This is a genomic window from Vibrio tapetis subsp. quintayensis, assembly GCF_030409945.1.
Classification (GTDB): Bacteria; Pseudomonadota; Gammaproteobacteria; order Enterobacterales; family Vibrionaceae; genus Vibrio; species Vibrio quintayensis.
The window spans coordinates 21,802-45,498 of record NZ_JAUFQV010000028.1; the positions used below are offsets into that span (position 1 = coordinate 21,802).

26 protein-coding genes are annotated in these 23,697 nt (G+C 43.4%); 12 read left to right on the forward strand and 14 right to left on the reverse strand.

Going from position 1 to position 23,697, the window contains the following annotated elements:
* Positions 1-179: 179 nt before the first annotated feature.
* On the forward strand, positions 180-506 hold the full coding sequence (locus QWZ04_RS13530) for a hypothetical protein (RefSeq protein ID WP_290328813.1): 327 nt from the start codon (positions 180-182) through the stop codon (positions 504-506).
* 257 nt (positions 507-763) lie between these two features.
* On the opposite strand, the gene QWZ04_RS13535 is transcribed toward QWZ04_RS13530, so the two are convergent.
* Complete coding sequence (locus tag QWZ04_RS13535; RefSeq protein WP_290328814.1) at positions 764-1,255, reverse strand: DUF2938 domain-containing protein; 492 nt, start codon at positions 1,253-1,255, stop codon at positions 764-766.
* A gap of 96 nt (positions 1,256-1,351) precedes the next feature.
* Between QWZ04_RS13535 and QWZ04_RS13540 the strand changes: the two genes are divergently transcribed.
* Positions 1,352-1,741 carry a helix-turn-helix domain-containing protein gene (locus QWZ04_RS13540; RefSeq protein WP_290328815.1) on the forward strand — a complete coding sequence of 130 codons (390 nt, stop codon included), beginning with the start codon at positions 1,352-1,354 and terminating at the stop codon, positions 1,739-1,741.
* Between the two features lie 582 nt (positions 1,742-2,323).
* On the opposite strand, the gene QWZ04_RS13545 is transcribed toward QWZ04_RS13540, so the two are convergent.
* Positions 2,324-3,199, reverse strand: coding sequence for a DUF5677 domain-containing protein (locus tag QWZ04_RS13545; RefSeq protein ID WP_290328816.1), 876 nt, complete (start codon positions 3,197-3,199; stop codon positions 2,324-2,326).
* A gap of 258 nt (positions 3,200-3,457) precedes the next feature.
* Between QWZ04_RS13545 and QWZ04_RS13550 the strand changes: the two genes are divergently transcribed.
* Positions 3,458-3,796: a cytosolic protein gene (locus QWZ04_RS13550; RefSeq protein ID WP_290329173.1), complete on the forward strand. Its 339-nt coding sequence runs from the start codon at positions 3,458-3,460 to the stop codon at positions 3,794-3,796.
* A gap of 154 nt (positions 3,797-3,950) precedes the next feature.
* On the opposite strand, the gene QWZ04_RS13555 is transcribed toward QWZ04_RS13550, so the two are convergent.
* Together QWZ04_RS13555 and QWZ04_RS13560 are read right to left on the reverse strand one after the other, a co-directional pair.
* Positions 3,951-4,196: a hypothetical protein gene (locus QWZ04_RS13555; protein ID WP_290328817.1), complete on the reverse strand. Its 246-nt coding sequence runs from the start codon at positions 4,194-4,196 to the stop codon at positions 3,951-3,953.
* A gap of 180 nt (positions 4,197-4,376) precedes the next feature.
* Positions 4,377-5,384: an AraC family transcriptional regulator gene (locus tag QWZ04_RS13560; RefSeq protein WP_290328818.1), complete on the reverse strand. Its 1,008-nt coding sequence runs from the start codon at positions 5,382-5,384 to the stop codon at positions 4,377-4,379.
* A 118-nt stretch (positions 5,385-5,502) separates the two neighbouring features.
* On the opposite strand from QWZ04_RS13560, the gene QWZ04_RS13565 reads away from it, so the two are divergent.
* A complete protein-coding gene (locus tag QWZ04_RS13565) occupies positions 5,503-5,829 on the forward strand; it encodes an MFS transporter (RefSeq protein ID WP_290328819.1) in 327 nt (108 codons plus the stop codon).
* Positions 5,823-7,046 (forward strand): HlyD family secretion protein, encoded by a 1,224-nt coding sequence (locus tag QWZ04_RS13570; protein ID WP_290328820.1) that lies wholly within the window; start codon positions 5,823-5,825, stop codon positions 7,044-7,046. Before QWZ04_RS13565 ends, QWZ04_RS13570 begins: the two co-directional genes overlap by 7 nt.
* Before the next feature lie 77 nt (positions 7,047-7,123).
* Here QWZ04_RS13570 and glyA read toward each other — a convergent pair whose 3' ends face one another.
* Positions 7,124-8,374 (reverse strand): serine hydroxymethyltransferase, encoded by a 1,251-nt coding sequence (glyA, locus tag QWZ04_RS13575; protein WP_290328821.1) that lies wholly within the window; start codon positions 8,372-8,374, stop codon positions 7,124-7,126.
* A 345-nt stretch (positions 8,375-8,719) separates the two neighbouring features.
* On the opposite strand from glyA, the gene QWZ04_RS13580 reads away from it, so the two are divergent.
* The gene (locus QWZ04_RS13580; RefSeq protein WP_290329174.1) at positions 8,720-9,319 is read left to right on the forward strand and encodes a YitT family protein; all 600 of its coding nucleotides are present in this window, start codon (positions 8,720-8,722) and stop codon (positions 9,317-9,319) included.
* Between the two features lie 153 nt (positions 9,320-9,472).
* On the opposite strand, the gene treC is transcribed toward QWZ04_RS13580, so the two are convergent.
* The 5 genes from treC to gmhB all read right to left on the reverse strand — a co-directional run bounded on the left by treC (position 9,473) and on the right by gmhB (position 14,846).
* Positions 9,473-11,152 carry an alpha,alpha-phosphotrehalase gene (gene treC / locus QWZ04_RS13585; RefSeq protein WP_290328822.1) on the reverse strand — a complete coding sequence of 560 codons (1,680 nt, stop codon included), beginning with the start codon at positions 11,150-11,152 and terminating at the stop codon, positions 9,473-9,475.
* Positions 11,153-11,278: 126 nt separating this feature from the next.
* Positions 11,279-12,703: a PTS trehalose transporter subunit IIBC gene (gene treB, locus QWZ04_RS13590; RefSeq protein WP_102522096.1), complete on the reverse strand. Its 1,425-nt coding sequence runs from the start codon at positions 12,701-12,703 to the stop codon at positions 11,279-11,281.
* A gap of 178 nt (positions 12,704-12,881) precedes the next feature.
* Positions 12,882-13,826 (reverse strand): trehalose operon repressor TreR, encoded by a 945-nt coding sequence (treR, locus tag QWZ04_RS13595; protein ID WP_290328823.1) that lies wholly within the window; start codon positions 13,824-13,826, stop codon positions 12,882-12,884.
* Between the two features lie 73 nt (positions 13,827-13,899).
* Complete coding sequence (locus tag QWZ04_RS13600) at positions 13,900-14,193, reverse strand: MliC family protein (protein ID WP_290328824.1); 294 nt, start codon at positions 14,191-14,193, stop codon at positions 13,900-13,902.
* A gap of 98 nt (positions 14,194-14,291) precedes the next feature.
* A complete protein-coding gene (gmhB, locus tag QWZ04_RS13605) occupies positions 14,292-14,846 on the reverse strand; it encodes a D-glycero-beta-D-manno-heptose 1,7-bisphosphate 7-phosphatase (protein ID WP_290328825.1) in 555 nt (184 codons plus the stop codon).
* A 291-nt stretch (positions 14,847-15,137) separates the two neighbouring features.
* Between gmhB and metN the strand changes: the two genes are divergently transcribed.
* From metN to QWZ04_RS13625, 4 genes are all read left to right on the forward strand, one after another.
* Positions 15,138-16,172: a methionine ABC transporter ATP-binding protein MetN gene (metN, locus tag QWZ04_RS13610; protein ID WP_290328826.1), complete on the forward strand. Its 1,035-nt coding sequence runs from the start codon at positions 15,138-15,140 to the stop codon at positions 16,170-16,172.
* Positions 16,162-16,839, forward strand: coding sequence for a methionine ABC transporter permease (locus QWZ04_RS13615; RefSeq protein WP_290328827.1), 678 nt, complete (start codon positions 16,162-16,164; stop codon positions 16,837-16,839). The genes metN and QWZ04_RS13615 overlap by 11 nt, the downstream gene beginning before the upstream one ends.
* A 99-nt stretch (positions 16,840-16,938) precedes the next feature.
* Positions 16,939-17,742 carry a methionine ABC transporter substrate-binding lipoprotein MetQ gene (metQ, locus tag QWZ04_RS13620; RefSeq protein ID WP_290328828.1) on the forward strand — a complete coding sequence of 268 codons (804 nt, stop codon included), beginning with the start codon at positions 16,939-16,941 and terminating at the stop codon, positions 17,740-17,742.
* A gap of 143 nt (positions 17,743-17,885) precedes the next feature.
* Positions 17,886-19,286: an amidohydrolase gene (locus QWZ04_RS13625; RefSeq protein WP_290328829.1), complete on the forward strand. Its 1,401-nt coding sequence runs from the start codon at positions 17,886-17,888 to the stop codon at positions 19,284-19,286.
* Positions 19,287-19,353: 67 nt separating this feature from the next.
* Here QWZ04_RS13625 and QWZ04_RS13630 read toward each other — a convergent pair whose 3' ends face one another.
* Entirely contained in the window at positions 19,354-19,794 is a 441-nt protein-coding gene (locus QWZ04_RS13630; protein ID WP_290328830.1) for an Lrp/AsnC family transcriptional regulator, read from the reverse strand.
* Between the two features lie 109 nt (positions 19,795-19,903).
* Between QWZ04_RS13630 and QWZ04_RS13635 the strand changes: the two genes are divergently transcribed.
* Positions 19,904-20,491 carry a LysE family translocator gene (locus tag QWZ04_RS13635; RefSeq protein ID WP_290328831.1) on the forward strand — a complete coding sequence of 196 codons (588 nt, stop codon included), beginning with the start codon at positions 19,904-19,906 and terminating at the stop codon, positions 20,489-20,491.
* Positions 20,492-20,597: 106 nt separating this feature from the next.
* Here QWZ04_RS13635 and QWZ04_RS13640 read toward each other — a convergent pair whose 3' ends face one another.
* The 3 genes from QWZ04_RS13640 to QWZ04_RS13650 all read right to left on the reverse strand — a co-directional run bounded on the left by QWZ04_RS13640 (position 20,598) and on the right by QWZ04_RS13650 (position 22,806).
* On the reverse strand, positions 20,598-22,187 hold the full coding sequence (locus QWZ04_RS13640; RefSeq protein ID WP_290328833.1) for an AbgT family transporter: 1,590 nt from the start codon (positions 22,185-22,187) through the stop codon (positions 20,598-20,600).
* A 215-nt stretch (positions 22,188-22,402) separates the two neighbouring features.
* Entirely contained in the window at positions 22,403-22,543 is a 141-nt protein-coding gene (gene ykgO, locus QWZ04_RS13645) for a type B 50S ribosomal protein L36 (protein WP_290328834.1), read from the reverse strand.
* A 2-nt stretch (positions 22,544-22,545) separates the two neighbouring features.
* Positions 22,546-22,806: a type B 50S ribosomal protein L31 gene (locus QWZ04_RS13650; protein WP_290328835.1), complete on the reverse strand. Its 261-nt coding sequence runs from the start codon at positions 22,804-22,806 to the stop codon at positions 22,546-22,548.
* A 166-nt stretch (positions 22,807-22,972) separates the two neighbouring features.
* Between QWZ04_RS13650 and tsaA the strand changes: the two genes are divergently transcribed.
* Complete coding sequence (gene tsaA, locus QWZ04_RS13655; RefSeq protein WP_290328836.1) at positions 22,973-23,668, forward strand: tRNA (N6-threonylcarbamoyladenosine(37)-N6)-methyltransferase TrmO; 696 nt, start codon at positions 22,973-22,975, stop codon at positions 23,666-23,668.
* Positions 23,669-23,697 lie beyond the last annotated feature (29 nt).

Consider the following 23,697-nt stretch of genomic DNA (forward strand, 5'->3'; position numbering starts at 1 on the left):
CTATTCGTTGGGGCGTTTTTTTATGTCTAAATTTTACTCAACACGTTTAGTACGTTAAACTAAAAAGTGATTAATTTACACTAAGTTGATAGACAAGCGGGCTCAACAGTTTAACACCGCATCTATTGCCAATTTGGTCTTCAACTTAACATCTATAAAAATTGAATTGGATATTACCCATGAAATTATTTGCAGCAGCGGCACTTTTTGCATTCACTTTAACCGGTTGTGCTTCAGCACCAAGTCAACAAGACAACTACATGGATGCATCGTTTGAGCTTTGTAACACTGAAGTAAAAGTTTACTCCACCAGCGATGACGGCCGTGTTCGTATCGTTTGTGCTGACGATTCTAAATTCGCTCTTCGTAGCGCTGAAACTCTAGAAGTCATGCGTGACATCAACGCAGACTACTGCAGCGGTGAAGGCCTGTCTAAGTTCAACGAAAGCACTCGTTACTACCAGTTCCGTTGTAAGTCTGGCGAAATTATCAGTATTAATAAGTAATTAAGGCTGGTCGCGGGCTCCCTGCTCGGCTTTAGGCTGTAGGACGCTTCGCTTTAAGGTTTAAAAAAGAGCAACAGAACCGCAAGGTCTGTTGCTCTTTTTATATTTGGGGCTGGAGAAACAGGCTTAAGCGAGCGCAGGTGCCCTTTACTTATTTCGGGGCATAAATTTGCCATGACATTCGTCCATTTAGCCGTCGACGAATGGTCTCTACATGGGGTAAATAACACTAAGCGACACACGACATCGTTCAGGGATTAAAATAGGATTGTTACCACTAGAGCGCTCACAAATAGACCGACTCCGTAAGCGCTATGTGCCAATAAACTAAACCACCGTGCTTTCCACGGATTAGGTGTTTTACTTGCTGCTACCCCAAAGCCAAGACAAGGTTGAATAACGCAGAATGGAAATACTAACGTCACAATGCCAGTAAACAAAGCAGGAATAAAACTCGGCTCTGTTAGCCACGCCTCCCCCCAAAGTGAAACTAAAACCATCGCAAAAACGATACCTATCAAATAGTGTAATATCCAACCCAAAAGCTTTTCTCCTTTAACTTTTGGTGTCGCCATGATTGGGCGATGTATCAGCTGCCCTTTTGAAATTAAAACGAACCAGCGGGCCACGAGTGCATAGTCAAGTGATGGCACTCCAAACAATTTTTTTTGCAGCCAAACCCATGCATCCATCACTAAAGTCCCACCAATACCAATCAATATCGCTTGTAACCAGACGAAACTTTCCATTTAACATCACTCCCGTAATTTGTGCTTTATCTAAAAATTGTTATATTTGAAAATACCTTACCACTTGAAGCTGACTTTAAGTCAACAGTGAATTTTATGGACATTGCAGAAGTTTCGAAGGAGTCTGGACTCGTTCCTTCAACACTAAGATATTACGAGAGAATCGGTCTTATTCGTTCAAATGGAAGAAAAGGGTTGAGGCGACAATACTCACCAAAGGTGTTGAATAAATTGAATATTATTTCACTTGGACGTATTGCAGGATTATCACTAAATGAAATCTCAACGATGTTTGATACATCCGATGAATTGGCGATTGACCGAACTTTGCTCACGCAGAAGACCGAAGAGATTGATATTCAAATTAAGCGCTTGAAAGTAGTACGAGACAGTCTTCAACATGTAGCAACTTGCCCACAACCTTCTCACTTGGACTGCTTATCATTTCAAAAACTAATGAGGTCCGTTAAACGCCCTTTGTCTTGAAGTTTGTAAGCATAACCTCGCTCCAACACATGAATAGACCATGACTAGGTGGGCACATTGGCATTTGATAAAAAAAGAGCAAGAACCCAAACGGATCTCTTGCTCTTATCTTTTTCGCCTTTAGCACCACTAAACGTAAACAGGTGGACCATTTAAATTATCAGTTTACGAAGACTTACGACTGGCGTTTATGTACTCATCGCTTCGACATTACTCCTTGGCATGATGCTCATAATCTGAGAAGCGTCCTCAAGGGGCATATTTCAGGACAAACCGCTGAGCAAATCAGACTAGATGCTATCAAGGATTTTGGTTCACTTAGAAACCACTTCAATGACCTCTGCGAAAGATGCCATGAATCACTCTGTGTCATCTTCAATGCTTTAGAAGAGCAGCAGCAAGACAAAACCTGTACGCAAAATATTTAAAGGTAGAGTTATTCACATGAGCCTAGCAAATCTAATCCCGAATTTGAGTGGCTGAAACTTGAAATGGGGAGTTTTTGTGTCACAAGGTGCCAACTGTCATAATTATGAGTGATACCATAAGCCGCTGAAGCAGTAGCATTCTTTGGCTTGGAAGTTAGCAATTTGACCCATCATACTTCTGGTCAAATATCATAAATATTCTATTGTTAACTCTTTCAATCCAGTCAAGGATATTGGTCATATTCTCGTCTTCACAATCAATCCGTCTCAACCAAAGCCTGTATGACTCATTGCAAAATTTGAGTGTGGGACAGATATATCTTATGTCGGCTGGATGACAAAAAGGGTATACAGAGAATGTTGCATCCTCATTCTTTTGAAGGCACCAGTCCATAGACTCGTTCCAAGAACCGTGAATAGACTCAGACATCATCCCGTAAGTGTACTTGTATAGATCCTCGTATGTAATTTCTTTAAATATGTCAAAAAAAGTCTTCCCTTGAAGCTTCCATCGATTTTTCTTCTGTACCTTGAAGTCTTCTTCTGTGAAGCCTTCTAAGTCCATTTTCTCTTGAACTGACTTAAGAAGCCGTTTTCCTGCTTTGGTCTCAAAAAATCTAGAGCCTTCCTTTAACTCACGAAGTATTCTCAATCTATCTTTGTATGAGCACTTTCTGTAATCTTCAATTACATCAGATTCACTTAATAACAAATATTCGGCAGTTACTGCTGCTTCGATTAGCGGCCTTTCTAAAATACTTATAATTTCTGCATTATCCTGTTCGTAGTAGATTACAACTTCTTTGAGTAGCTTCCAGATCCTCGTCAATAATCCCAAAATAGGAGCATCTTCTAAGTTGAAACCAGTAGGATTGCGCTCGATGTTTCTAATCCTTGTAATGCAATCATAAATTTCGGCCACATCCTTTACGAAAGTACCCGTAAATCTATTTATGTCCTCTAGCGTTCTTAAACTGTCGCCAACATAAGCTTCGTCGTATCGACTTATGATATTTTCTATTTCGTCCAAGCGAATTCGCTCCTGTTTGGTGATGTTCTCTCGACGCAGTAGTCACATTACATGTATTAGTAAAAGTTGGTCAAATGGCAGGTTAGTGAAATGAGAGTCAACAATAGGGTAAGAAGGAATGGGGCAAAAACGTGTTTCAAGTTGACCTAGTGAATGTCCAAAAATGGCACAGAATTACCGTCTTTAGTAACCAAATCTCTGCTACGTTCTGCCCCTGATAGTGATAGAATCTCCGCATTAGAATTATCGAGAAACTCTATGTTTATCCATCATGTTAACGGCATCGACTGGCTGGTGATTACCGCTTTTGAAGAACTGAAAACTCTATTTATCGAAGAGGCTGGTGCGATCCCCTCTTGCTTCTCTACCACTAGCGAATTGGACCTGATTGGTCAAGCCAAGCGCACTTATGGGTACTTGCCTACACTCCGCGGCGTAATCACCGATACCGGAACTTTTCAAAGCAAGGATAATGAAGAAGATCTGAACCCACAGCTTGCCTGCCTAGTTGAGGGGCGTGGCCGGGTGTTTATCTATCACGGCGGCTTTGTGGCTTTTATGGATGACGACCAAACCTTTATTACCCGAATAGACTGAAAATTATTCAGAACGTTGAAATCGGCGGATTGGCATCCCTAGATGTTCATCCGCAAGCGTTTCAATTTTCAACAGAGTGCATATCGAAATCACTCAACAGGGACAGTCGATTAATTGGCATTACCGAATGTTACAAACCTCAATAGCCATTCGCTTAGTCATTGGGTTGGTGGCCCGTCTTCTTCGCAAGCTTTTGCATTGCCTCGGCAAACGTTGTTGTTCCGCCTTTAGCTTGAACCTGTATTACCTTATACCCCATCTTTTCCAGCGCTTGGCGCTCTGCTAACACAGCTTCATCATCTTGCTGACTACCCTGTCCTGGCTGATGAATGTAACACCCTTCTAGTTGACCATCTTCGACCAGTTGGTGGTGCTTCAGTGCATTGATATCAAAATTCATAATAATTCTTTTCGTTTAAATAAGGAGTATCTGTGGCAAAGACCGCAGTATTTTAAGCATAAAAAGCTCATGTAAATACGGTAATCCAATGGAATGTAATCGGGTAAACATTACCACACAGGCGTGAAAACGAGTAACCGAGTTTGGTCGGTGGTTATCAAGACTCTACTTGAGAGTGCACTAAAAAACATCATGAAAATGCCGGATGTATTGTTTAGGGGTTAAGCCACGATGTTTTTTGAACATTCGATTAAAACTGGCTACGTTGGTATAACCTAACCTCACGGCAATCTGATCGACTTCGATCCCTTTGCTGAGTAAATCAACCGCAACATTACTCATCACATAGCCGCATACGGTCGAAAAGTTAAGCCCTAGGCTATGTAATCGGCGTTGAAACTGCTGCTCCGACAAGCCCAGTAAGCTTGATACCGAAGACAGGGTTGGTAAACCAAAGTAGCGGCTATAGTTAACCATTTCATAGATCACTTTTAGCTCATCTTCTGGTTCTGGCATGTTCAATATCTCATCCAGCTCTGCAAAATTCATCGCCAAACGTTTATTCGAAATTTGACGAGATTGCTTGGTTGCTAGCCTTAAGTCAGAATGAATCCATACCTCGGTTTTTGAATGACTCCAACCAATGTCACAGCCAAAAAATTCTTTGTACGCTTGCTCATTTTTACATACGCCAGAAATCATGATCCGTTGAGGCGCGAAGTCTGCACCTAGGTATTCACGCAGTACTTTCGTCATGAATACTGCTGCACGCACGCTATCGTGCACTTTGACTTGTGGTGAAAAACTGGAGTTGTTATAAGTCCATTTAATAATGGAACCAACTTGAGCGCCGGCCATGAACGCGCCAGATTGTAAGCTCCCCACACCATAATTAATCCGCCGAATGGTGGAAGCCAAGTCGTAGCCCGAGAACAACCAGCGCCCGATGGATCCCATACTTTCTATGTCTAAGACCTGTGCCAGTTCAAGGATGATGTCTGGGTTCGCTGTCTGTTGTACTAAAAGGCTAAACCAGTTGTTCACTTCACCAATTGGGATCAAGTTCATCGGGTTGAGAAATACCGATTCTGGTATGCCTAATTGATTGATGTCTATCCCATACCGTTTTACCGCTAGCTCTCCGATATTAACAATTGCTATCGCACGCATGAAATGAACACTGCCCATAACCACCACCTTACCAATTACATCAATATAACCTCATTAATTAAGTAATCTGTCATATTAAAACCCATTATTCAATTCTAAATCACAATACGCTCATATTAATCATTAGGAGTATTTAATGAGTTTACTTAGTGTCCCGTTTGTAGGAACAGGTGCCGATACGGCACTACACATTGTCGCAGCAGTAATCCTAATCGCTACTATTGGCGCTGCGGTATTTGGTTTCTGGAAATTACATGAACTACCAATCAACAAAGCACACAGTAAAGATCATCATCAAATCGGATTGATTACTGCCCTCACATGGATTGGCTTCGTTTGGCACTGGGTATGGGTATTGGCCGTTATTCTCGCGTTTGTTGATATGGAAAAAGCCATCATCAACCTTAGAGACACATGGCGTCATACACCCGTAGCAATCAAACAAGAGGATCCAAAATGTTAGAAGGCTTAGCAGTATGGTCACTATTTATTTACCTATTACGAATGGTCGGTATGCCTTGGAATAAAGCAACTAAGTCGTTCGCTTATCTGGGCGGAACTTCATGGCTGCTGTTCGTTTGGGTTGGGCTTATTAACTTTACCCCGATGGACTTGTCTGGAGGCTCAGTGGTTCAGTCGCCTCATATTCAGCTGCGTCCCGATTCCAGCAATGTGACTGGAAAGGTAGAGCGTATTTACGTTAAGCCTAATCAAGACGTGACAAAAGGCCAGTTGATTTATGAGCTTGACGACACCCGCTACCAAATCGCCCTCAATCAAATAACGGTGAAAAAGGAAGCAGCAGAAGTGGCACTGGATGTTGCAAAGGAAGACATCGCTATTTCTAAAGCAAGCTACCAATCATTCTTACAAGATCTAGAAACCTCAAAGGGCCAATTAGCCGCAGCTAAAATCGACTATGAACTACAAAACAAAATGCTCAAACGCTACAACGAACAAAATAGAGTTGTAAAGAACACGATTACCGCCAGCGACATTGATAAGCAAACCAGCAGCGTTGAAATGGCGAAGCAAAACATTAGCGTTATTAACTCACAGATAGAGAAAAAGCGCGTCGATGCCGATAAAGCAAAACTAGCCATCACTAAGGCAGAGTTGGCGGTAAAAAGCAGGCGCGCCGACTTACGTACCATTGATGAACAGATAGCACAAACGCAATGGGATTTAGACAGTACCAAGGTATACGCACCCGCTGACGGCTTTGTTACCAATTTCATTTTGCGCGAAGGACAAAGGGTATCAATGATGCCTCGTTTACAAATGTACACTAATGAAAAGTACGTTTTGATGCGCGTAAATCATCAAGCAATCCGAAATGTAAAACCCGGCCAAGCGGCAGAATTTGCCTCATCGGTATACCCCGGAAAGGTATTTGCAGCAGAAGTGGAAGGCATTGTTGAAGCAACGGGAGAAGCACAAGGTAACTTACTTGGGTTTGATGATTCGGTACGTGCGACAACTGGGAAAAACTTACAAAACAAGCACCACTTTGTGCGACTTAAAGTAGCAGAAAGTGACGGCTACGACTTACCCGTCGGCTCGGTTGGGTTAGCGTGGGTTAGCGGAGAAAAACCAGTTGGATTCATGGCATTTCTTGACGTTATTCGAGGCATCATCTTACGAATGAAGTCCCAACTCTACTTCTTCTATTCGATTTAGATACAAAAAAAAGAGCAAGGGAACCAAACGGTCTCTTGCTCTTATCGTTTCTAGCTTCTAGCTTTCAGCCTTCAAGCTTAAGCGTATACAGGCAAACGCTTACAGATTTCTAGAACTTTCACTTTTGTTGCTTCGATAACAGACTCATCGCCTAGATTATCAAGGATGTCACACATCCAACCAGCAAGTGCTTTTGAATCTTCTTCTGAGAAACCACGGCGAGTGATTGAAGGAGAACCAACACGGATACCAGAAGTAACAAACGGGCTACGAGGATCGTTTGGTACTGAGTTTTTGTTAACCGTGATGTTGGCAGAACCTAGTGCAGCATCGGCTTCTTTACCTGTGATGTCTTTGTCGATTAAGTCAACTAGGAACAGGTGGTTCTCTGTAGAACCTGAAACGATGTTGTAACCGCGAGCTAGGAATTCAGCAACCATTGCTTTTGCGTTAGCAACAACGCGAGTTTGGTATTCTTTAAACTCAGGCTCCAACGCTTCTTTGAACGCTACTGCTTTACCCGCGATAACGTGCATTAGAGGGCCACCTTGGCCGCCAGGGAATACAGCTGAGTTTAGCTTCTTGTAAAGATCTTCGCCTTCGTTAGAAAGGATAAGACCGCCACGTGGGCCAGCTAGTGTTTTGTGCGTCGTAGTCGTTACTACGTGAGCATGAGGAACTGGGTTCGGGTAAACGCCTGCCGCGATAAGACCAGCAACGTGTGCCATGTCTACGAAGAAGTAAGCGCCTACTTTGTCTGCGATTTCACGCATGCGCGCCCAATCACAAACTTGAGAGTATGCAGAGAAACCACCGATGATCATCTTAGGCTTATGTTCTACTGCTAGTGCTTCCATTTCTTCGTAATCAATTTGGCCAGCTTCATCAATACCGTAAGGAATGATGTTGTAAAGCTTACCAGAGAAGTTTACTGGAGAACCGTGAGTTAGGTGACCACCGTGAGCAAGGCTCATGCCTAGTACTGTATCGCCTGCATTTAGCAACGCCATGTAAACAGCATTGTTAGCTTGAGAACCAGAATGAGGCTGTACGTTTGCATACTGTGCGCCAAATAGCTCACATGCACGCTCGATTGCTAGCGTTTCTACTTTATCAACAAACTCACAACCGCCGTAGTAACGCTTACCTGGGTAGCCTTCTGCGTATTTGTTCGTTAGCTGAGAGCCTTGTGCTTCCATTACACGTGGGCTGGTGTAGTTTTCTGAAGCAATTAGCTCAATATGCTCTTCTTGACGAAGAGTTTCTTCCTGGATTGCGGTAAATAGATCCGCATCATAATCAGCGATGTTCATGTCACGCTTTAGCATCTGTATCTCCTGACTCAGATAATCTCAAAGTTTCAAAAAACCACACAACGACCAAAAGCAAACGTTTTCGTCACCGTATTAATTGCCGATATTCTACATAATTTGATCTAGGTCATAAAGTGTAAATTACACTTTCTTTATGTAAATATCTCATGATGTGCATTAGTCCTTAGCATCATCAAGGTCAATATGATTAACTTATCACCGATAAGTGTCAACCACCAGCTTTACACGGTGTAAAGCTTCAGTTACATGCCTTAGCGTCATTTTTACCTTTGTAGCTACCGAAAATACAAACTTTTCTCTACTATTCACGCCTCTAATGGCTAGATAACTATAAAAATGATGGAAAAACACTCAAGTAAAGAAGATTGGATTGCTATTTTAACCGGCACATTTGTTGTCGCCCAGGGCGTGTTCTTTCTACAATCGGCTAATTTGCTCACTGGTGGCACCACGGGCCTTGCCCTTTTATTGACTCAATTTGTGCCATTAAGCTTCGGTATGATCTATTTCATCGCTAACTGCCCGTTTTATCTATTGGCTTGGCGTCGTTTTGGGCCTCGTTTCGCTTTCAATAGTGCGATCTCTGGTGCGCTCGTCTCAATTTTCACCGACAACCTACATCACGTTATTAGTGTTGATGCGATTAACGATGTGTACTGCGCTATCGTAGGCGGCTTGTTGATGGGCTTAGGCATGCTAATTCTATTTAGGCATCGTTCAAGCTTAGGTGGGTTCAATGTACTGTGTCTGGTTATTCAAGATAAGACTGGCTTCTCGGTAGGTAAGAGCCAAATGATGATTGATGCGGCGATCCTTGTTACCTCTTTCTTTTTTGTATCGTTAGAAGTCATCGCAGTGTCTGTGTTAGGGGCCGTAATGCTCAACCTCGTATTGGCAATGAACCACAAGCCAACTCGCTACACTGTTAAATACAGTTAACACTCCCTCCGACTCACTTTGGGTATAAAAAAGGCTTTGGAGACGACTCCAAAGCCACATTCTGTAACGACTAAATCTTACTTTATCTGGGAACCACTTAGGGGTTTGCCTGCCAATTTCAATTGACTCCTTAGCAAGTGGCCCACAAGAAAGTTAGTGCTCAATAAGAAAAATACGCGTTTCATACGGTTTAAGAACTTGTTTAGCTGCCACTGGTGTATCTTCAATGGCTGAATAGTTACCCAATAAATAACGGCCTTTCGCAACATCAATCTGTACTGGTAACGTCACTTCGACTTCATTGCCATAGTAATTATTCACACACACCAAAGTTTGCGTTTCTGATTGGCGCTGGTAAGCAAAGACACTCGAATGATTAGGCAGTAAATCCAGATAATCACCTGTCGTTATCACCTCAACCTCTTTACGCATCTGAATTAACTTCTGATAAAAATAGTAAACCGAATTGGTATCAGCGACTGCTTGTTGCGCGTTGATTTGAGGATAGTTACCCGCGACTTGGAGCCAAGGTGTGCCTTGTGTGAAGCCTGCATGTGTTGAGTCGTCCCATTGCATCGGTGCACGAGAGTTATCACGAGATTTTTGTGCCAAGATGGCTAGCATGTCCGCTTCTTCAACGCCTTGCTGTTTCACCATGATGTCGTACATGTTGGTACTTTCAACATCTTGGTACTGATCAATGCTGGTATAGCCTGGGTTGGTCATGCCGATTTCTTCACCTTGGTAGATGTACGGCGTGCCTTGCATCATGTGTACCGATGCAGCCAGCATTTTGGCCGACTCAATGCGGTACTGTTTATCGTCTCCCAAGCGGCTAACAATGCGTGGTTGGTCGTGGTTACACCAAAACAGCGCTCCCCAACCTTTACCGTTTAAACCGGTTTGCCAATGGTTAAAAATCTCTTTTAACTGTAAGAAATCAAATGGCGCGTTGGTCCACTTGTCTCCGTTGGTATAGTCGACTTTTAAATGATGGAAGTTAAACACCATCGACAACTCTTTACTATTGTTAGCGGAGTATTGCTGACAATGTTCGAGCGTTGTAGAAGACATCTCCCCCACCGTGACACTGCCGTACTTTTGGAATACCGCTTCACTGATTTCTTGCAAATATTCATGTACACGCGGGCCATCGGTATAAAAACGACGACCATCACCAATATCATCGTTAGGAAAGTCTTGCTGCTTAGAAATCAAATTGATGACATCTAAACGGAAACCATCGATGCCTTTTTCTGCCCAAAAGCTGATCACTTCTTTGACTTCAGCGCGCACTTTTGGGTTCTCCCAATTTAAGTCGGCTTGCTCTTTGGCAAATAAATGCAAAAAGTACTGGTTGGTTTCACCATCTAGCTCCCACGCACTGCCACCAAACTTGGACTGCCAGTTGTTCGGTACTTCATCATCGATTGGGTCTTGCCAAATGTAGTAGTCTCGGTAATGGCTATTTTTGTCACCCAATGCAGACTGAAACCACTGATGATGCGTTGAAGTATGATTAACCACGATATCCATAATAATACGAATATCACGTTGGTGAGCTTGTGCCAGCAACAGCTCGAGATCATCCATTGTGCCAAACTCTGGATTAACCGAGTAATAGTCTGAAATGTCGTAACCATTATCAATCATCGGTGATTGATAAACCGGTGTTAGCCAAATGGCATCCACACCCAGATCTTTTAGATAATCGAGCTTAGAAATGATCCCTTTTATATCGCCCGTTCCACGACTTCCACTGTCACAAAAACTTTTAGGGTAAATTTGATAGATAGACGCCGTGCGCCACCAGTCTTTTTGTTCTGCCATCATTTCAAAGCTCACTTACTTAACGATGTAAAATAGAAAATATTGAAAATAGAGCGGCCGCCGATATCATCACGTCGACATAACCGCTCATATTCATTTAAAAATGATTACTGATAGAACTCAGATGCGTTAGGCACTGACTGCTGTTAGCTCGCCTTTACCTTGAGCTCGTTTGTACATGAACAAAGTAAGAGCAGCAGGAACCACTATCGCGACAGCCATTGCAATTAGATACACAGACCAGTACTGAGGTTGAATTGAGAGAATCCCTGGTAGTCCACCCACACCGATACCATTCGCCATCACACCGGCACTACCACAAATCGCCGCTGCAATCGCAGAACCAATCATGGCGCTCAACATTGGGAATTTATACTTCAAGTTAATGCCGTACATCGCAGGTTCTGTCACACCAAGGTAAGCAGAGATAGCCGCAGGAACTGAGATATCACGCTCGCCATTTTTGCGGCTAATAATAATGATGCCGACAACAGCAGATGCTTGTGCAATATTTGATAGTGCAATCAAAGGCCAGATTGGCGTACCACCCATTTCTTGCATCAGTTGCAAGTCAACGGCATTGGTTGTGTGGTGCACACCGGTAATAACCAGCGGAGCATAAAGAAAGCCAAACACCATTGCGCCGATAACAGCAAAGTCACCGGTCATGGCAGCTTTTGCAGCAAACGCAACGCCATCACCAATAATACGACCGAATGGGCCAATTAACGCGTGCGCCAAAATCACAGAAAGGATGATAGAAACAAATGGCACTACCACTAAATACAAGTAAGCAGGCACAATACGTTTCAGGTTAGTCTCAATAAACGCCAGAGCAACACCGGCTAACATGGCAGGAATGACCTGAGCTTGATACCCAACCTTTTCAATAACAAACCAACCAAAGTCCCAAACTTGCGGAATTTCCTTACCGATGGCGTAAGCATTCATCAGTTGCGGGGAAACTAAGGTCACACCTAAGGTGATACCCAGAATTGGCGTTCCTCCAAGTTTTTTAACGGTCGCCCAGCAAACACCAACAGGTAAGAAGAAAAAGATTGCTTCGCCGATTAACCATAAGAAAGAGTGGACCGTTGCCCAAAATTGACTGATTTGCGTAAGAGTTTGACCATCGAACATTTTAATGTCGCCGATGACGTTACGAAAGCCAAGGATCAGACCACCAGTAATAATTGCAGGCAGCAGAGGAACGAAGATTTCCGCCAGATGCGAAATACCGCGCTCTAGAATATTCATGTTCTGACGAGCCGCCAGTTTCGCGTCGTCTTTGCTGGTCTCACTTTTACCAGCTTGTTTGATCAGTTCTTTGTAAACATCGTCTACTTCTGTCCCGATCACAACTTGGAACTGGCCCGCATTAGTGAAACAGCCCTTGACCAAAGGCAAAGCTTCCAACGCTTTTGGATCAGCCGCATCGGTATCATTTAACACAAAGCGTAATCGAGTAAGGCAATGACTCACACTTGCAATGTTGTCGTTGCCCCCGACTAGCTCAATAAGACGAGAAACGTCTTGGCTCGAAATCCTACTCATATTCATGTCCACCCTATTGGAATTCGGTTTGTCTTTTTTATAAATGGGACTGTTCCCATAAGTTGGTATGATAATGCCAAATCAATCAGAACAATGAAATGGGAACATTCCCATTAATTGAACATGATCACATAAAGAGTGTAGAAAACTTAGTCAACACTGCTGGTATATTTCGTTATTAAGTAAGAGGGGCTTGAGTAATATGTTGCACACCAATATTACCTGATAGCTGCTGTATCAATAGGTTAGCGGCTTTCTCGCCGGCTTGGTGATAGCCTGGATCAATACTGAATGTATTAGGGAAAAGGAATGATAGTAAAGGATTGCCTCCAATCCCAGTGACACGAATATCAGTACGGCCAAGCTCTTGGAGCCTTTTTATCACGCCAAGAGCAAGCGAGTCACTGGCACAAACAATGGCTTGAGTGGTTTCGGTTAGTACCCTGTCGACCAAAGCATAAGCACTTTCATGACTTAACTCACCCGTTATCGCTTGAGGTGATACGTTCTGATTTGTACACCACTCTTGATACGCCTGCAAACGCAAACGCCCTGTTGTGGTATCACTTTGATCGACGCCAACATAGGCAATATCGTCTAACCCTAACGCAGCTAAGTAAGTAAGCGCATTCCGGATCAAGGCTTTATTATCATAGTTAATCGATGAAACGTTCTCGGTATCCATTGCCACCACAACTATGCGTTGTTGCCAGCTTTCTAGCTTTGCAACATCGCAATCAGTAAAGCCGAACACAATAACGCCATCAACGTTGCGTCGCTTTAATACGTCCAAGTGTTCATTGGTTTTAATGCTATCAAACAAGCTTTCCATAATCACAACGTCATATCCCGCTCCATACAAAGTCGACAGCATTGCGCTGACAACCCTGTTTTCTGAAGCGGAATCCAAACGAGAAATAATAACGCCCACCACCTTTTGACTACCGCCACGCATCGACTGAGCCGACTTCGAAGGCACATAACCGTGAGTTGCTATCACTTGTTCAACCTTTAGTCGTGTTTCAGGTTTTACCTTTGGATCATTGGTTAGCACCCTAGATACAGTAGATTTCCCGACACCTGAAAGCTTAGCGATATCAACAATGGTGAGTTTTTTGCTCATAGATAAGATTGTCTTTATTAGTTGTGTATATGGTTGGTTTACATGAAGTCACAGCAGTATTACGCGGTGCTCATTAAAACATAGTGTCATTAGATGGAGCGTCGATGTTATTCATCGGAACAACCAAATTACACATCTGGATCGGGTAGCCACTGTTTTTTATGCTGGCTTGTTCACCTTTAAACCACATCTTCACTTGCTCATCGTGGGTCCTAAATTTCTCACCAGAAGCACTCGCGATGCGATTCAACACGTAATATTTTCCTAGCATTTCGACGTGTATTTTCGTTTCACTGCGATCACTCACGACTACATCGTAATGATCACTGCAACGATAGACTTGATCGACAACCTTTGGTTGTGACATACAAGCGCTGAGCGACACCAGAGTCACTGAGGCTAAAACACCACGTGATGATAGCTTTTTAATTAACGTTATTTTGGAAGACATCATTCACCAATAGGTTATCGTGAAGCCAGAAATTCAGGTGCGTTAGCAATGCTATCGACTACCACGGTTGCTAAAGACTCACCTTTCTCGGTAACAGGTTTACCAGTGCGTACCAATATTTTGGTCCCTACACCCGCCGCTTCTGCGGCCATCATATCTTCGGCCTTGTCACCAATCATGACGGATTTAGCCATATCGATATCAAGAAATTCTTTTGCAGATAGGAACATGCCTGGTTTTGGCTTACGACAATCACAATCTTGTTTGTATTTGCCAACGCCATGTTCAGGGTGATGTGGGCAATAATAGATGCCATCCAGCTCAACGCCATTATCGGCAAAGTTCCAGTCCATCCATTGAGTCAACGATAGAAAGCGATCTTCGCTGAACATGCCTCGAGCAATCCCAGACTGGTTTGTTACCAGTACTAACATGAATCCCATGTCTTGGAATTTTTTTGCCGCTTCAAAAACGCCCTCTACATACTCAAAATCATGCTCATCATGCACATAGCCATGATCGACATTAATGACGCCATCACGATCTAAAAACACTGCAGGTTTAGCCAAAATGCTACCCTCATTAACTAGTTATAACGCAAATTATTACATGCTTTATAGCGGTTAGCACTATTCAATTACCTTTTAGACGTCTAGACGTAAAAATATCTATTGACTTAAAAATGTGAAACCCATAGCATCGACTAATAATTGAGAGCAAGGTCAACATTTTCTGCTGAATTGCTAGCCAACCAGCTCAAACATACACTATTCGGTAACCGATTTATCGAATAAACAACAGTAAATTGGCCATATACGGCGTCATGTTGATTACAGCCAACTCTGCACAGGTTTCGAAGAATGATTGAAATTAATCAAGTAAATAAGGTTTTCTATCAAGGCACTAAAGAAATTGTTGCCCTGAAAGATATCAACCTAACCATACCTCAAGGGACGATTTTTGGTGTCATTGGTTCGTCTGGTGCGGGTAAAAGTACTCTTATTCGTTGCGTAAACATGTTAGAAGCACCAACATCGGGTGAAGTCATCGTTGATGGTGTTGACCTTACTAAGCTCTCTAAATCAGATTTAAGCAAAACTCGCCGTAACATCGGCATGATTTTCCAGCATTTCAATCTGCTTTCTTCACGCACGGTATTTGACAACATCGCATTGCCACTTGAATTAGCGGATGCAAGCAAAGACAAGATTGAAACCAAAGTATCTGAGTTATTGTCTTTAGTTGGGCTATCTGACAAACGTGATACCTACCCTGCTAATTTAAGCGGCGGTCAAAAACAGCGTGTCGCGATTGCTCGCGCATTAGCATCAGACCCAAAAGTACTGCTTTGTGATGAAGCAACAAGTGCCCTTGATCCGGCAACCACTCAATCGATTCTTGAACTGCTTAAGCAAATCAACCGTAAGCTAAACATCACCATGTTACTTATCACCCATGAAATGGATGTCGTTAAGAGCATCTGTCATCAAGTAGCGATTATTGGCGACGGCGAATTAGTTGAAAAGGGCACGGTTGGCGACATTTTTGCACACCCTAAAACAGAGCTGGCTCATCAATTTATTCGCTCTACCTTAGACTTGTCTATTCCAGAAGATTACCAAATCCGCCTCAAGAAAAAGCGGGTTGAAGGCAGTTATCCATTGGTTCGCTTAGAGTTCACAGGCGCAACAGTAGACGCACCACTGGTGACGCAAATAGCGAGAAAATTCAATATTGATGTCAGCATTTTAAGCTCGGATCTTGATTACGCTGGTGGCGTAAAATTCGGCATGATGGTCGCAGAACTGTTCGGTACAGAACAAGACGACATTGCCGCTATCGAATTCCTACGTGAAAACAACGTAAAAGTAGAGGTACTTGGTTATGTCCTTTAATACTGTAACGCAGTGGCTTAGCCTAAATGGCAACTTATTACTTGGCGCAACATGGGAAACCTTATACATGGTTGCGGTCGCTGGTATTGTTGGGTTTGCGGTTGGCATCCCTCTTGGTGTGATCCTCCATACCACCAAAAAAGGTGGGCTGCTTGAAAACACTAAACTCAATGCCATATTGGGCGCCATCGTTAACATTGGTCGTTCTGTGCCTTTCTTAGTGCTCATGGTGGCGATTATTCCGGTCACTAAGCTGTTAATCGGCACATTCATCGGCACAACAGCTGCGATTGTTCCGTTAACCATCGGTGCTATTCCGTTTGTTGCTCGTTTAATAGAAAGCGCATTACTCGAAGTACCGTCAGGTCTGGTGGAAGCGGCGCAATCTATGGGCGCGACTCCGACTCAAATTATTACGAAAGTACTGCTTCCGGAAGCTCTGCCAACCATCATCAACACAGTGACCATCACTTTGGTTACCTTGGTGAGCTACTCAGCAATGGCGGGAACCGTCGGCGGTGGTGGTCTTGGTGATGTAGCCATTCGATATGGCTTCCACCGATACGACGTAACCATTATGGCTGTAACAGTAGTGATGCTCATTGTACTGGTACAAATTATTCAATCTATTGGTGACACACTGGTTCGTAAAGTTGACCACCGATAGAAGATAGAGGCCATTGCCTTGAGCAATTTGCCTCGAACAACAAGATTAGTCAGACACCTAATAAAAAATATAAATTGGATTCATTAAAAGGAGATTACCATGAAATTTAGCCTTAAAAGTTTACTCGCCCTTGCCGCAACAGCAGCCGTATTAACCGGTTGTGGTGAAAAAGCCGTTGATAACAACAAAATCAAAGTTGGCGTAATGGCGGGTGCCGAAGCTCAAGTAGCCGAAGTGGCTGCTAAAGTAGCGAAAGACAAGTACGGTTTGGAAGTAGAACTTGTTACTTTTACTGATTACGTAACACCAAATGCCGCTTTGGATGACACATCAATCGACGTAAACGCATTCCAACACAAACCATACCTTGATCAGCAAGTGACTGACCGTGGTTACAAACTGACTATCGCGGGTAACACATTTGTATACCCTATCGCAGGTTACTCTAAGCAAGTTAAATCGGTTGATGAGATTGCTGATGGTTCTCGTATTGCTGTACCTAACGATCCAACTAACCTAGGTCGCTCTTTACTGCTTCTTGAGCAACAAGGTCTGTTAAAACTGCGTGAAAACGTTGGTCTACTAGCAACAGTTCGTGACATCGTAGAAAACCCAAAGAACATCTCTATCGTAGAACTAGACGCAGCACAACTGCCTCGCTCTCTTGATGATGTCGCGCTTTCTGTTATCAACACAACTTACGCAAGCAGCATTAACCTAACACCTGAAAAAGACGGCATCTTCGTTGAAGACAAAGACTCTCCATACGTAAACTTAATCGTTTCACGTGAAGAAAATCTAAACGCTGAAAATGTACAAAATTTCGTTAAAGCATACCAAACTGACGAAGTATACAACGCAGCAATGGAAATCTTCCAAGGTGGCGTAGTTAAGGGCTGGTAAGGTCTTCTGCTACAATATAAACATTGAGAGAGCTAACTTCGGTTAGCTCTTTTTTTATCCCAATAACAATAAAACAAACGATTGCATCAGTATTTATAAAGCCTATAATCGCCAGCACCTCCCTCCTGTTCCAAGGATTAAATATGAAAATGAAACACACTCTTTTGGCCTCTGTACTTGGCCTACTTTCTTTTTCTGCTGCCGCTGCAAAGCCTGCGGATCTCATCATTACTGATGCCATGGTTCTTACCATGAACCAAGAAAAAACCGTGTATGAAAACGGCACTGTTGTGGTTAAAGACAACAAGATTATCGCCGTAGGTGACCAAGCGTTAGCTAAGCAATACAAAGCGAACAAAACGCTGAGCGTCGATGGCGATATCGTTATGCCTGGCCTAATCAATACCCATACTCACGTTTCCATGACGGTATTTCGTTCATTAGCAGATGATGTGCCGGATCGTTTACACCGTTACATTTTCCCACTTGAGTCTAAATTGGTTTCTCGTGACATGGTTCGTATTGGCGCAAACCTTGGTAACGTTGAAATGATCAAAGGCGGCGTAACCACTTATGCAGATATGTACTATTTTGAAGACGAAGTGGCTAAAACGGTAGACACTATAGGTATGCGTGCCATTTTGGGCGAGTCGGTTATCAAATTCCCGGTGGCTGATGCGGCTAACGCTGAAGAAGGCATTCAGTACGCGTTGAACTTCATTGAAGAATACAAAGATCACCCACGTATTACGCCAGCATTTGCTCCGCATGCGCCTTACACCAATACCACTGAAATCCTTAAGAAGGTTGCCAAACTCTCTTTAGAAAAAGATGTACCTGTAATGATTCACCTTGCTGAATCTCACCGTGAAGAAGAGAAGATCGCAGAGCGCTCAAACGGTTTATCTCCTATCGCTTACATGGATAGCATTGGTGCGCTAAACAAGAACTTAATTGCGGCTCACGTTATCCTCGCTGATGACAATGATATTGCATTACTCAAAAAAGCGGACGTTGGTATTGCTCATAATATGAGTGCGAACATCAAGTCGGCGAAGGGCGTATCTCCTGCATTAAAAATGTATGATCGGGGTTTACGTATTGGTTTGGGTACCGATGGCCCAATGTCGGGTAACGGCTTGAGCACCATTGATGAGTTCAACCAAGTCGCTAAGGTTCACAAGCTTGTCAATAAAGATCGTGCTGCTATGCCTCCGATTAAAGTTATCGACATGGCGACGATGGGCGCAGCTCGTGCACTGCATATGGAAGACACCATTGGTTCATTAGAAGTCGGCAAGCAAGCGGATATCATCGTAATTGATACTAAAGCGCCTAATATGATCCCAGTTTACAACCCGTACTCTGCATTGGTTTACTCTGCGAACGCAGGCAATGTAAAACACTCAATTGTTGCGGGTAAAATCTTAATGCAAGATCGTGAAATGCTGACAGTTGATGAAGCTAAAATTCGCAAAGAAGCGTTAGAGTTTACTGACGTAGTGCGTAAGACCATCATCGAATCAGGTGAAGTCGTTCGCTAGTTCGATTAAACGCTATCTCTATTCAAGGGCAGCTCTACTCTACGCTGCCCTTTCTCTTATCTGGAAACTAGCGCTCGTCTTTAGGCGTCTCCATAACCACTAAAGTACCGATCGCTTTCACTTGTGGGATCTCCCCTAAAATATTGGAGTGAAAGTGCTTATAGGCAGCAAGATCTTTTGTTTCTACTCTCAGTAAGTACTCGTTGGTTCCCGTGATGTTGTGGCACTCAGTCACCGCGTCTGCCTGACTCACTTCTTCTTCAAAACCCAATTGCGATTTTTTGCTGTGATTGTTTAGTCCTATGGTCACGTAGGCCACAAATCCAATGCCCATTTTATTGGCATCTAATACGGCTCTGTATCCCTTAATCACACCTGAACGCTCTAAATCTTGCACTCGTCGTAATGAAGCAGACGGTGACAAGCCAATGCGCTCTGCCAGTTCTACATTACTCAAACGGCCATTACTTTTTAGCTCGCGCAATATTCTTTCGTCAAACTTATCCATAAGCTCACTTCATTGTGGATTAAATCAATTTAGTGCAAATATAAGCACAAAATTTACCCGACTCATCACTAACATACAAGGAACAGATTTCAACGACATCGGAGTCGACATGGATATTCAACAACTCTTTGCTTTCATCACTTTTGCTTTTGCTTCTACCGTATCACCTGGGCCAAACAACATTATGCTCATGACCTCTGGTGCTCACGTTGGCTTTAAACGCACCATTCCACATATGCTTGGCATCACTTTTGGTTTTAGTTTTATGGTGGTTTTAGTTGGGCTCGGGTTAATGGGTATTTTCCACCAATACCCTATCAGCCAAGACATCTTGCAAGTGTTATGTTTGGGCTATTTAGCGTATTTAGCGTTCAAGATTGCGATGAGCCCACCAGTGAGTACTGAGCACTCTAGCTATAAACCAATGAGCTTTTTTGCTGCCGCTAACTTTCAGTGGATCAATCCAAAGGCTTGGTCCATGGCAATTACAGCGATTGGGGTCTATAACGTGTCGGGGTCTTGGCAAGGTATGGCGATCATTTCATTAGGGTTTGCCATAGTAAACCTACCCTCAGTGAGTATTTGGACGGTGGCAGGTCAAAAGCTACAGCGCGTGCTAGCTCAACCCAATATTGCTCGTATATTCAATTACACCATGGCGGCCTTATTGCTGTGTTCTGCTGCATTAATGCTGTAACCGCCTACTGATTAGACGAAAAAACCGAAGCACTCAAGTGCTTCGGTTTTATTGTCATGAACAGGGTTAATGTTCAGAACTAGATTGATGAGCCGAGAAAACCAGCTTAAGGCGTATAGTAGGTTGCTGCGCCCGGGCCAACTGGCAAGCCGAAGACAAACACCCACACGTAGAACAAAATACTCCAACCCACTAAGAAGCAAATCGAGTATGGAAGCATGGTCGCGATTAACGTACCAATGCCTAAGTTCTTCATATAGCGAGTGGCTACCGCCAAGATCAAGCCAAAGTAGCTCATCATTGGTGTGATGATGTTGGTGGTTGAATCACCGATACGGTAAGCCGCCTGAATCGTTTCTGGCGCGTAACCAACCAACATTAGCATTGGAACAAAGATAGGCGCAGTTACCGCCCACTGAGCCGACGCCGAACCAATCATCAAGTTAATAAAGCCACACATCACGATGAACGCAAAGAACAGCGTAGGGCCAGTTAGGCCAACCGTCTGTAGGAAGTCTGCACCACCAACGGCGATCACTTGACCAAAGTTGGTCCACTTAAAGAAAGCAACAAACTGAGCAGCAAAGAAAACAAGAACGATGTACATGCCCATTGAAGACATTGATTTCGCCATTGCATCAATGACGTCACGATCGTTTTTCATTGTGCCAACGACTTTACCGTAAACAAAACCCGGAATAGCGAAGAACACAAAGATGAAGGCAACGATACTTTTCAAGAACGGAGAGCCCGCAATCAAACCGGTATCAGGGTTACGTAGCACGCCATCAGCAGGAACAACGGTCCACGCCAATAAAGCACTCACAACCAAAACCGCGATACCCGCAATTTTAAGGCCTTTCTTCTCAATAGCCGTCAGTTTACCCATGCTATCGTTGGTCAAATCTTCCGACGCTTCTTCACTGTTGTATTTACCCAGCTTAGGCTCAACAATTTTCTCGGTAACAAACGCACCAGTGATTGAGATAAAGAAGGTAGAGATGAACATGAAGTACCAGTTCGCCTCAGGGCCTACTGTGTAGGTTGGGTCAATCATTTGTGCTGCGGTTTCTGTAATGCCAGAAAGCAGAGGATCAACGGTACCAATCAAGAGGTTGGCAGAGTAACCACCAGACACACCGGCAAATGCAGCAGCGAGACCCGCTAATGGATGACGACCTAAAGAATGGAATAACATAGCAGCCAGTGGAATCAATACCACGTAGCCAAGTTCAGAGGCAGTATTAGAAATAATACCAGCAAACACGACAGTGAACGTCACCATGCGTTTTGACGCACCCATGACCATGCCACGCATTGCAGCAGATAGCATGCCTGAGTGCTCAGCAATGGCCACACCTAACATAGCCACCAATACCGTTCCAAGAGGGGCAAAGCCAACGAAGTTTTTCACTAAATTGGTCACGATAAGGCGCAAACCATCAGCATTCAATAAGCTAATGACTTCAATAGTTCCATCCGCAGCACGACCGGCAGCGCCTTCTGGGCGAGGGTCTATTACCGACACATCAAAATATCCAGCAACACCAGATAACACTAAAATGGCAACACAGAAAATAGCGAAAAGTGTGATTGGGTGAGGCAGCAAATTACCTAGATATTCCACGCTATCAAGGAAACGGGTAAAAAGGGGTTTTTTAGGGGCTTGTTGCGTATTCGAAGCAGATGAACTCATCCGTTTCCTCCTTGTAATTGATTCCTAGCGTAATTGACATACCTATCAAAAAGCATCGGCAGATTACGTCACAAGAAAGAGTTTTCAAAACCGCAAATGTTACAAAATGTAATGAAAATCAATACATTCATCTGGTAAATGTAATTAAATTGGATTTTTCGACCACCTTGTGAGCAGGTGTTCTCGTACACCTGCTGCACAGTATTATCCCCAAACTATTTTTTCTTGGATTTTCCTTGCACAGCCTTAAAGCGAGGGTTCGATTTGCATATGACAAATATGCGGCCTTTTCTTTTTACTATTTGGCAATCAGGGTGACGATTCTTGGCGCTTTTCAATGAGCTCAGTACTTTCATGGCTATTTACCCTCTTTGCTAAATTGAGCAAATCTACGATTATAGTGAGCAATTCTGCCCTCTTTATTCACCACTCTTTGCTTACCGGTATAAAACGGATGAGACTCCGACGACACATCTAATGTCATATAGGGATACTCTTTGCCATCCTCCCAGGTAATGGTGCGATCCGTTTTTAGCGTTGAGCCAATTACAAAGTATTTATCTACGCTCGTATCGTGAAATACCACTTTTCTATAGTCAGGGTGAATACCGTCTTTCATTCTTTCCTCCTTAAAAATATCTTCAACACAGGTTCGTTTCTCAAACCCTTATGATGCAAGAATAAATGATATGTTATAACATTGCAATTAATAATCATTATCAATAAGAAAGTGCGGTGTTTTTGTGATAGTTTTAGGGTATTGCTCCTCAATACACAGAACAGACATGCACCAGATAGAGCCCATAGGGTTAATAGAAAGTCCATACAAAGAAAAGTTTGCCGTACCACGCCAACCTCGGCTTGCTCCGAGTTCAACCGCCAGAGTTAAACTGCTTGGTGAAGCCAATTGCCCTGAATCCGTTCGTGGTATAGAGCAGTTCAGCCATGTTTGGTTATTATTTTTGTTTGATCAAAACCTGAATGCTGGCTGGAAACCAACGGTAAGACCACCTAGATTAGGCGGAAACGAACGTGTTGGAGTATTAGCATCTCGGGCAACCTTTCGGCCGAATGGCATTGGCATGTCTGCGGTTGAATTGCTTGGTGTGACCCAAGATGGTAATCAAACTTGGTTAGAGCTGGGCAGTGTGGATTTAGTACACGGCACGCCTGTCGTAGACATCAAGCCTTATATCCCATACTCAGACGCCATTCCTAACGCCGCAGGCGGTTATGCCCAGCAAGAACCTGAAACGCTAGAGGTCACCTTTACTCCCATTGCACTGGCCAAAGTTCGGCAGCACGACAATGCCAGCCAAGTTGAAGCCGTGATCAAACAAGTGTTGAGCCAAGACCCTAGGCCCGCGTATAAAAAAAATAAGACGGATAACAAAGAATATGCGGTGAATTTGTTCGATCTGAACGTAAAGTTCACGGTTTCACCGGATTGCTTGTTAGTTACTGCAATTGAGCGCTTTTGAGATTACTCATAGGCTGATATTATGGTCGG

Coding starts and splice junctions, on each gene's coding strand:
- QWZ04_RS13530 (WP_290328813.1), top strand. CDS start 180: ATGAAATTATTTGCAGCAGCGGCACTTTTTGCATTCACTTTAACCGGT.
- QWZ04_RS13535 (WP_290328814.1), bottom strand. CDS start 1,255: ATGGAAAGTTTCGTCTGGTTACAAGCGATATTGATTGGTATTGGTGGG.
- QWZ04_RS13540 (WP_290328815.1), top strand. CDS start 1,352: ATGGACATTGCAGAAGTTTCGAAGGAGTCTGGACTCGTTCCTTCAACA.
- QWZ04_RS13550 (WP_290329173.1), top strand. CDS start 3,458: ATGTTTATCCATCATGTTAACGGCATCGACTGGCTGGTGATTACCGCT.
- QWZ04_RS13555 (WP_290328817.1), bottom strand. CDS start 4,196: ATGAATTTTGATATCAATGCACTGAAGCACCACCAACTGGTCGAAGAT.
- QWZ04_RS13560 (WP_290328818.1), bottom strand. CDS start 5,384: ATGGGCAGTGTTCATTTCATGCGTGCGATAGCAATTGTTAATATCGGA.
- QWZ04_RS13565 (WP_290328819.1), top strand. CDS start 5,503: ATGAGTTTACTTAGTGTCCCGTTTGTAGGAACAGGTGCCGATACGGCA.
- QWZ04_RS13570 (WP_290328820.1), top strand. CDS start 5,823: ATGTTAGAAGGCTTAGCAGTATGGTCACTATTTATTTACCTATTACGA.
- glyA (WP_290328821.1), bottom strand. CDS start 8,374: ATGCTAAAGCGTGACATGAACATCGCTGATTATGATGCGGATCTATTT.
- QWZ04_RS13580 (WP_290329174.1), top strand. CDS start 8,720: ATGGAAAAACACTCAAGTAAAGAAGATTGGATTGCTATTTTAACCGGC.
- treC (WP_290328822.1), bottom strand. CDS start 11,152: ATGATGGCAGAACAAAAAGACTGGTGGCGCACGGCGTCTATCTATCAA.
- treB (WP_102522096.1), bottom strand. CDS start 12,703: ATGAGTAGGATTTCGAGCCAAGACGTTTCTCGTCTTATTGAGCTAGTC.
- treR (WP_290328823.1), bottom strand. CDS start 13,826: ATGAGCAAAAAACTCACCATTGTTGATATCGCTAAGCTTTCAGGTGTC.
- QWZ04_RS13600 (WP_290328824.1), bottom strand. CDS start 14,193: ATGTCACAACCAAAGGTTGTCGATCAAGTCTATCGTTGCAGTGATCAT.
- metN (WP_290328826.1), top strand. CDS start 15,138: ATGATTGAAATTAATCAAGTAAATAAGGTTTTCTATCAAGGCACTAAA.
- QWZ04_RS13615 (WP_290328827.1), top strand. CDS start 16,162: ATGTCCTTTAATACTGTAACGCAGTGGCTTAGCCTAAATGGCAACTTA.
- metQ (WP_290328828.1), top strand. CDS start 16,939: ATGAAATTTAGCCTTAAAAGTTTACTCGCCCTTGCCGCAACAGCAGCC.
- QWZ04_RS13625 (WP_290328829.1), top strand. CDS start 17,886: ATGAAAATGAAACACACTCTTTTGGCCTCTGTACTTGGCCTACTTTCT.
- QWZ04_RS13630 (WP_290328830.1), bottom strand. CDS start 19,794: ATGGATAAGTTTGACGAAAGAATATTGCGCGAGCTAAAAAGTAATGGC.
- QWZ04_RS13635 (WP_290328831.1), top strand. CDS start 19,904: ATGGATATTCAACAACTCTTTGCTTTCATCACTTTTGCTTTTGCTTCT.
- QWZ04_RS13640 (WP_290328833.1), bottom strand. CDS start 22,187: ATGAGTTCATCTGCTTCGAATACGCAACAAGCCCCTAAAAAACCCCTT.
- ykgO (WP_290328834.1), bottom strand. CDS start 22,543: ATGAAAGTACTGAGCTCATTGAAAAGCGCCAAGAATCGTCACCCTGAT.
- QWZ04_RS13650 (WP_290328835.1), bottom strand. CDS start 22,806: ATGAAAGACGGTATTCACCCTGACTATAGAAAAGTGGTATTTCACGAT.
- tsaA (WP_290328836.1), top strand. CDS start 22,973: ATGCACCAGATAGAGCCCATAGGGTTAATAGAAAGTCCATACAAAGAA.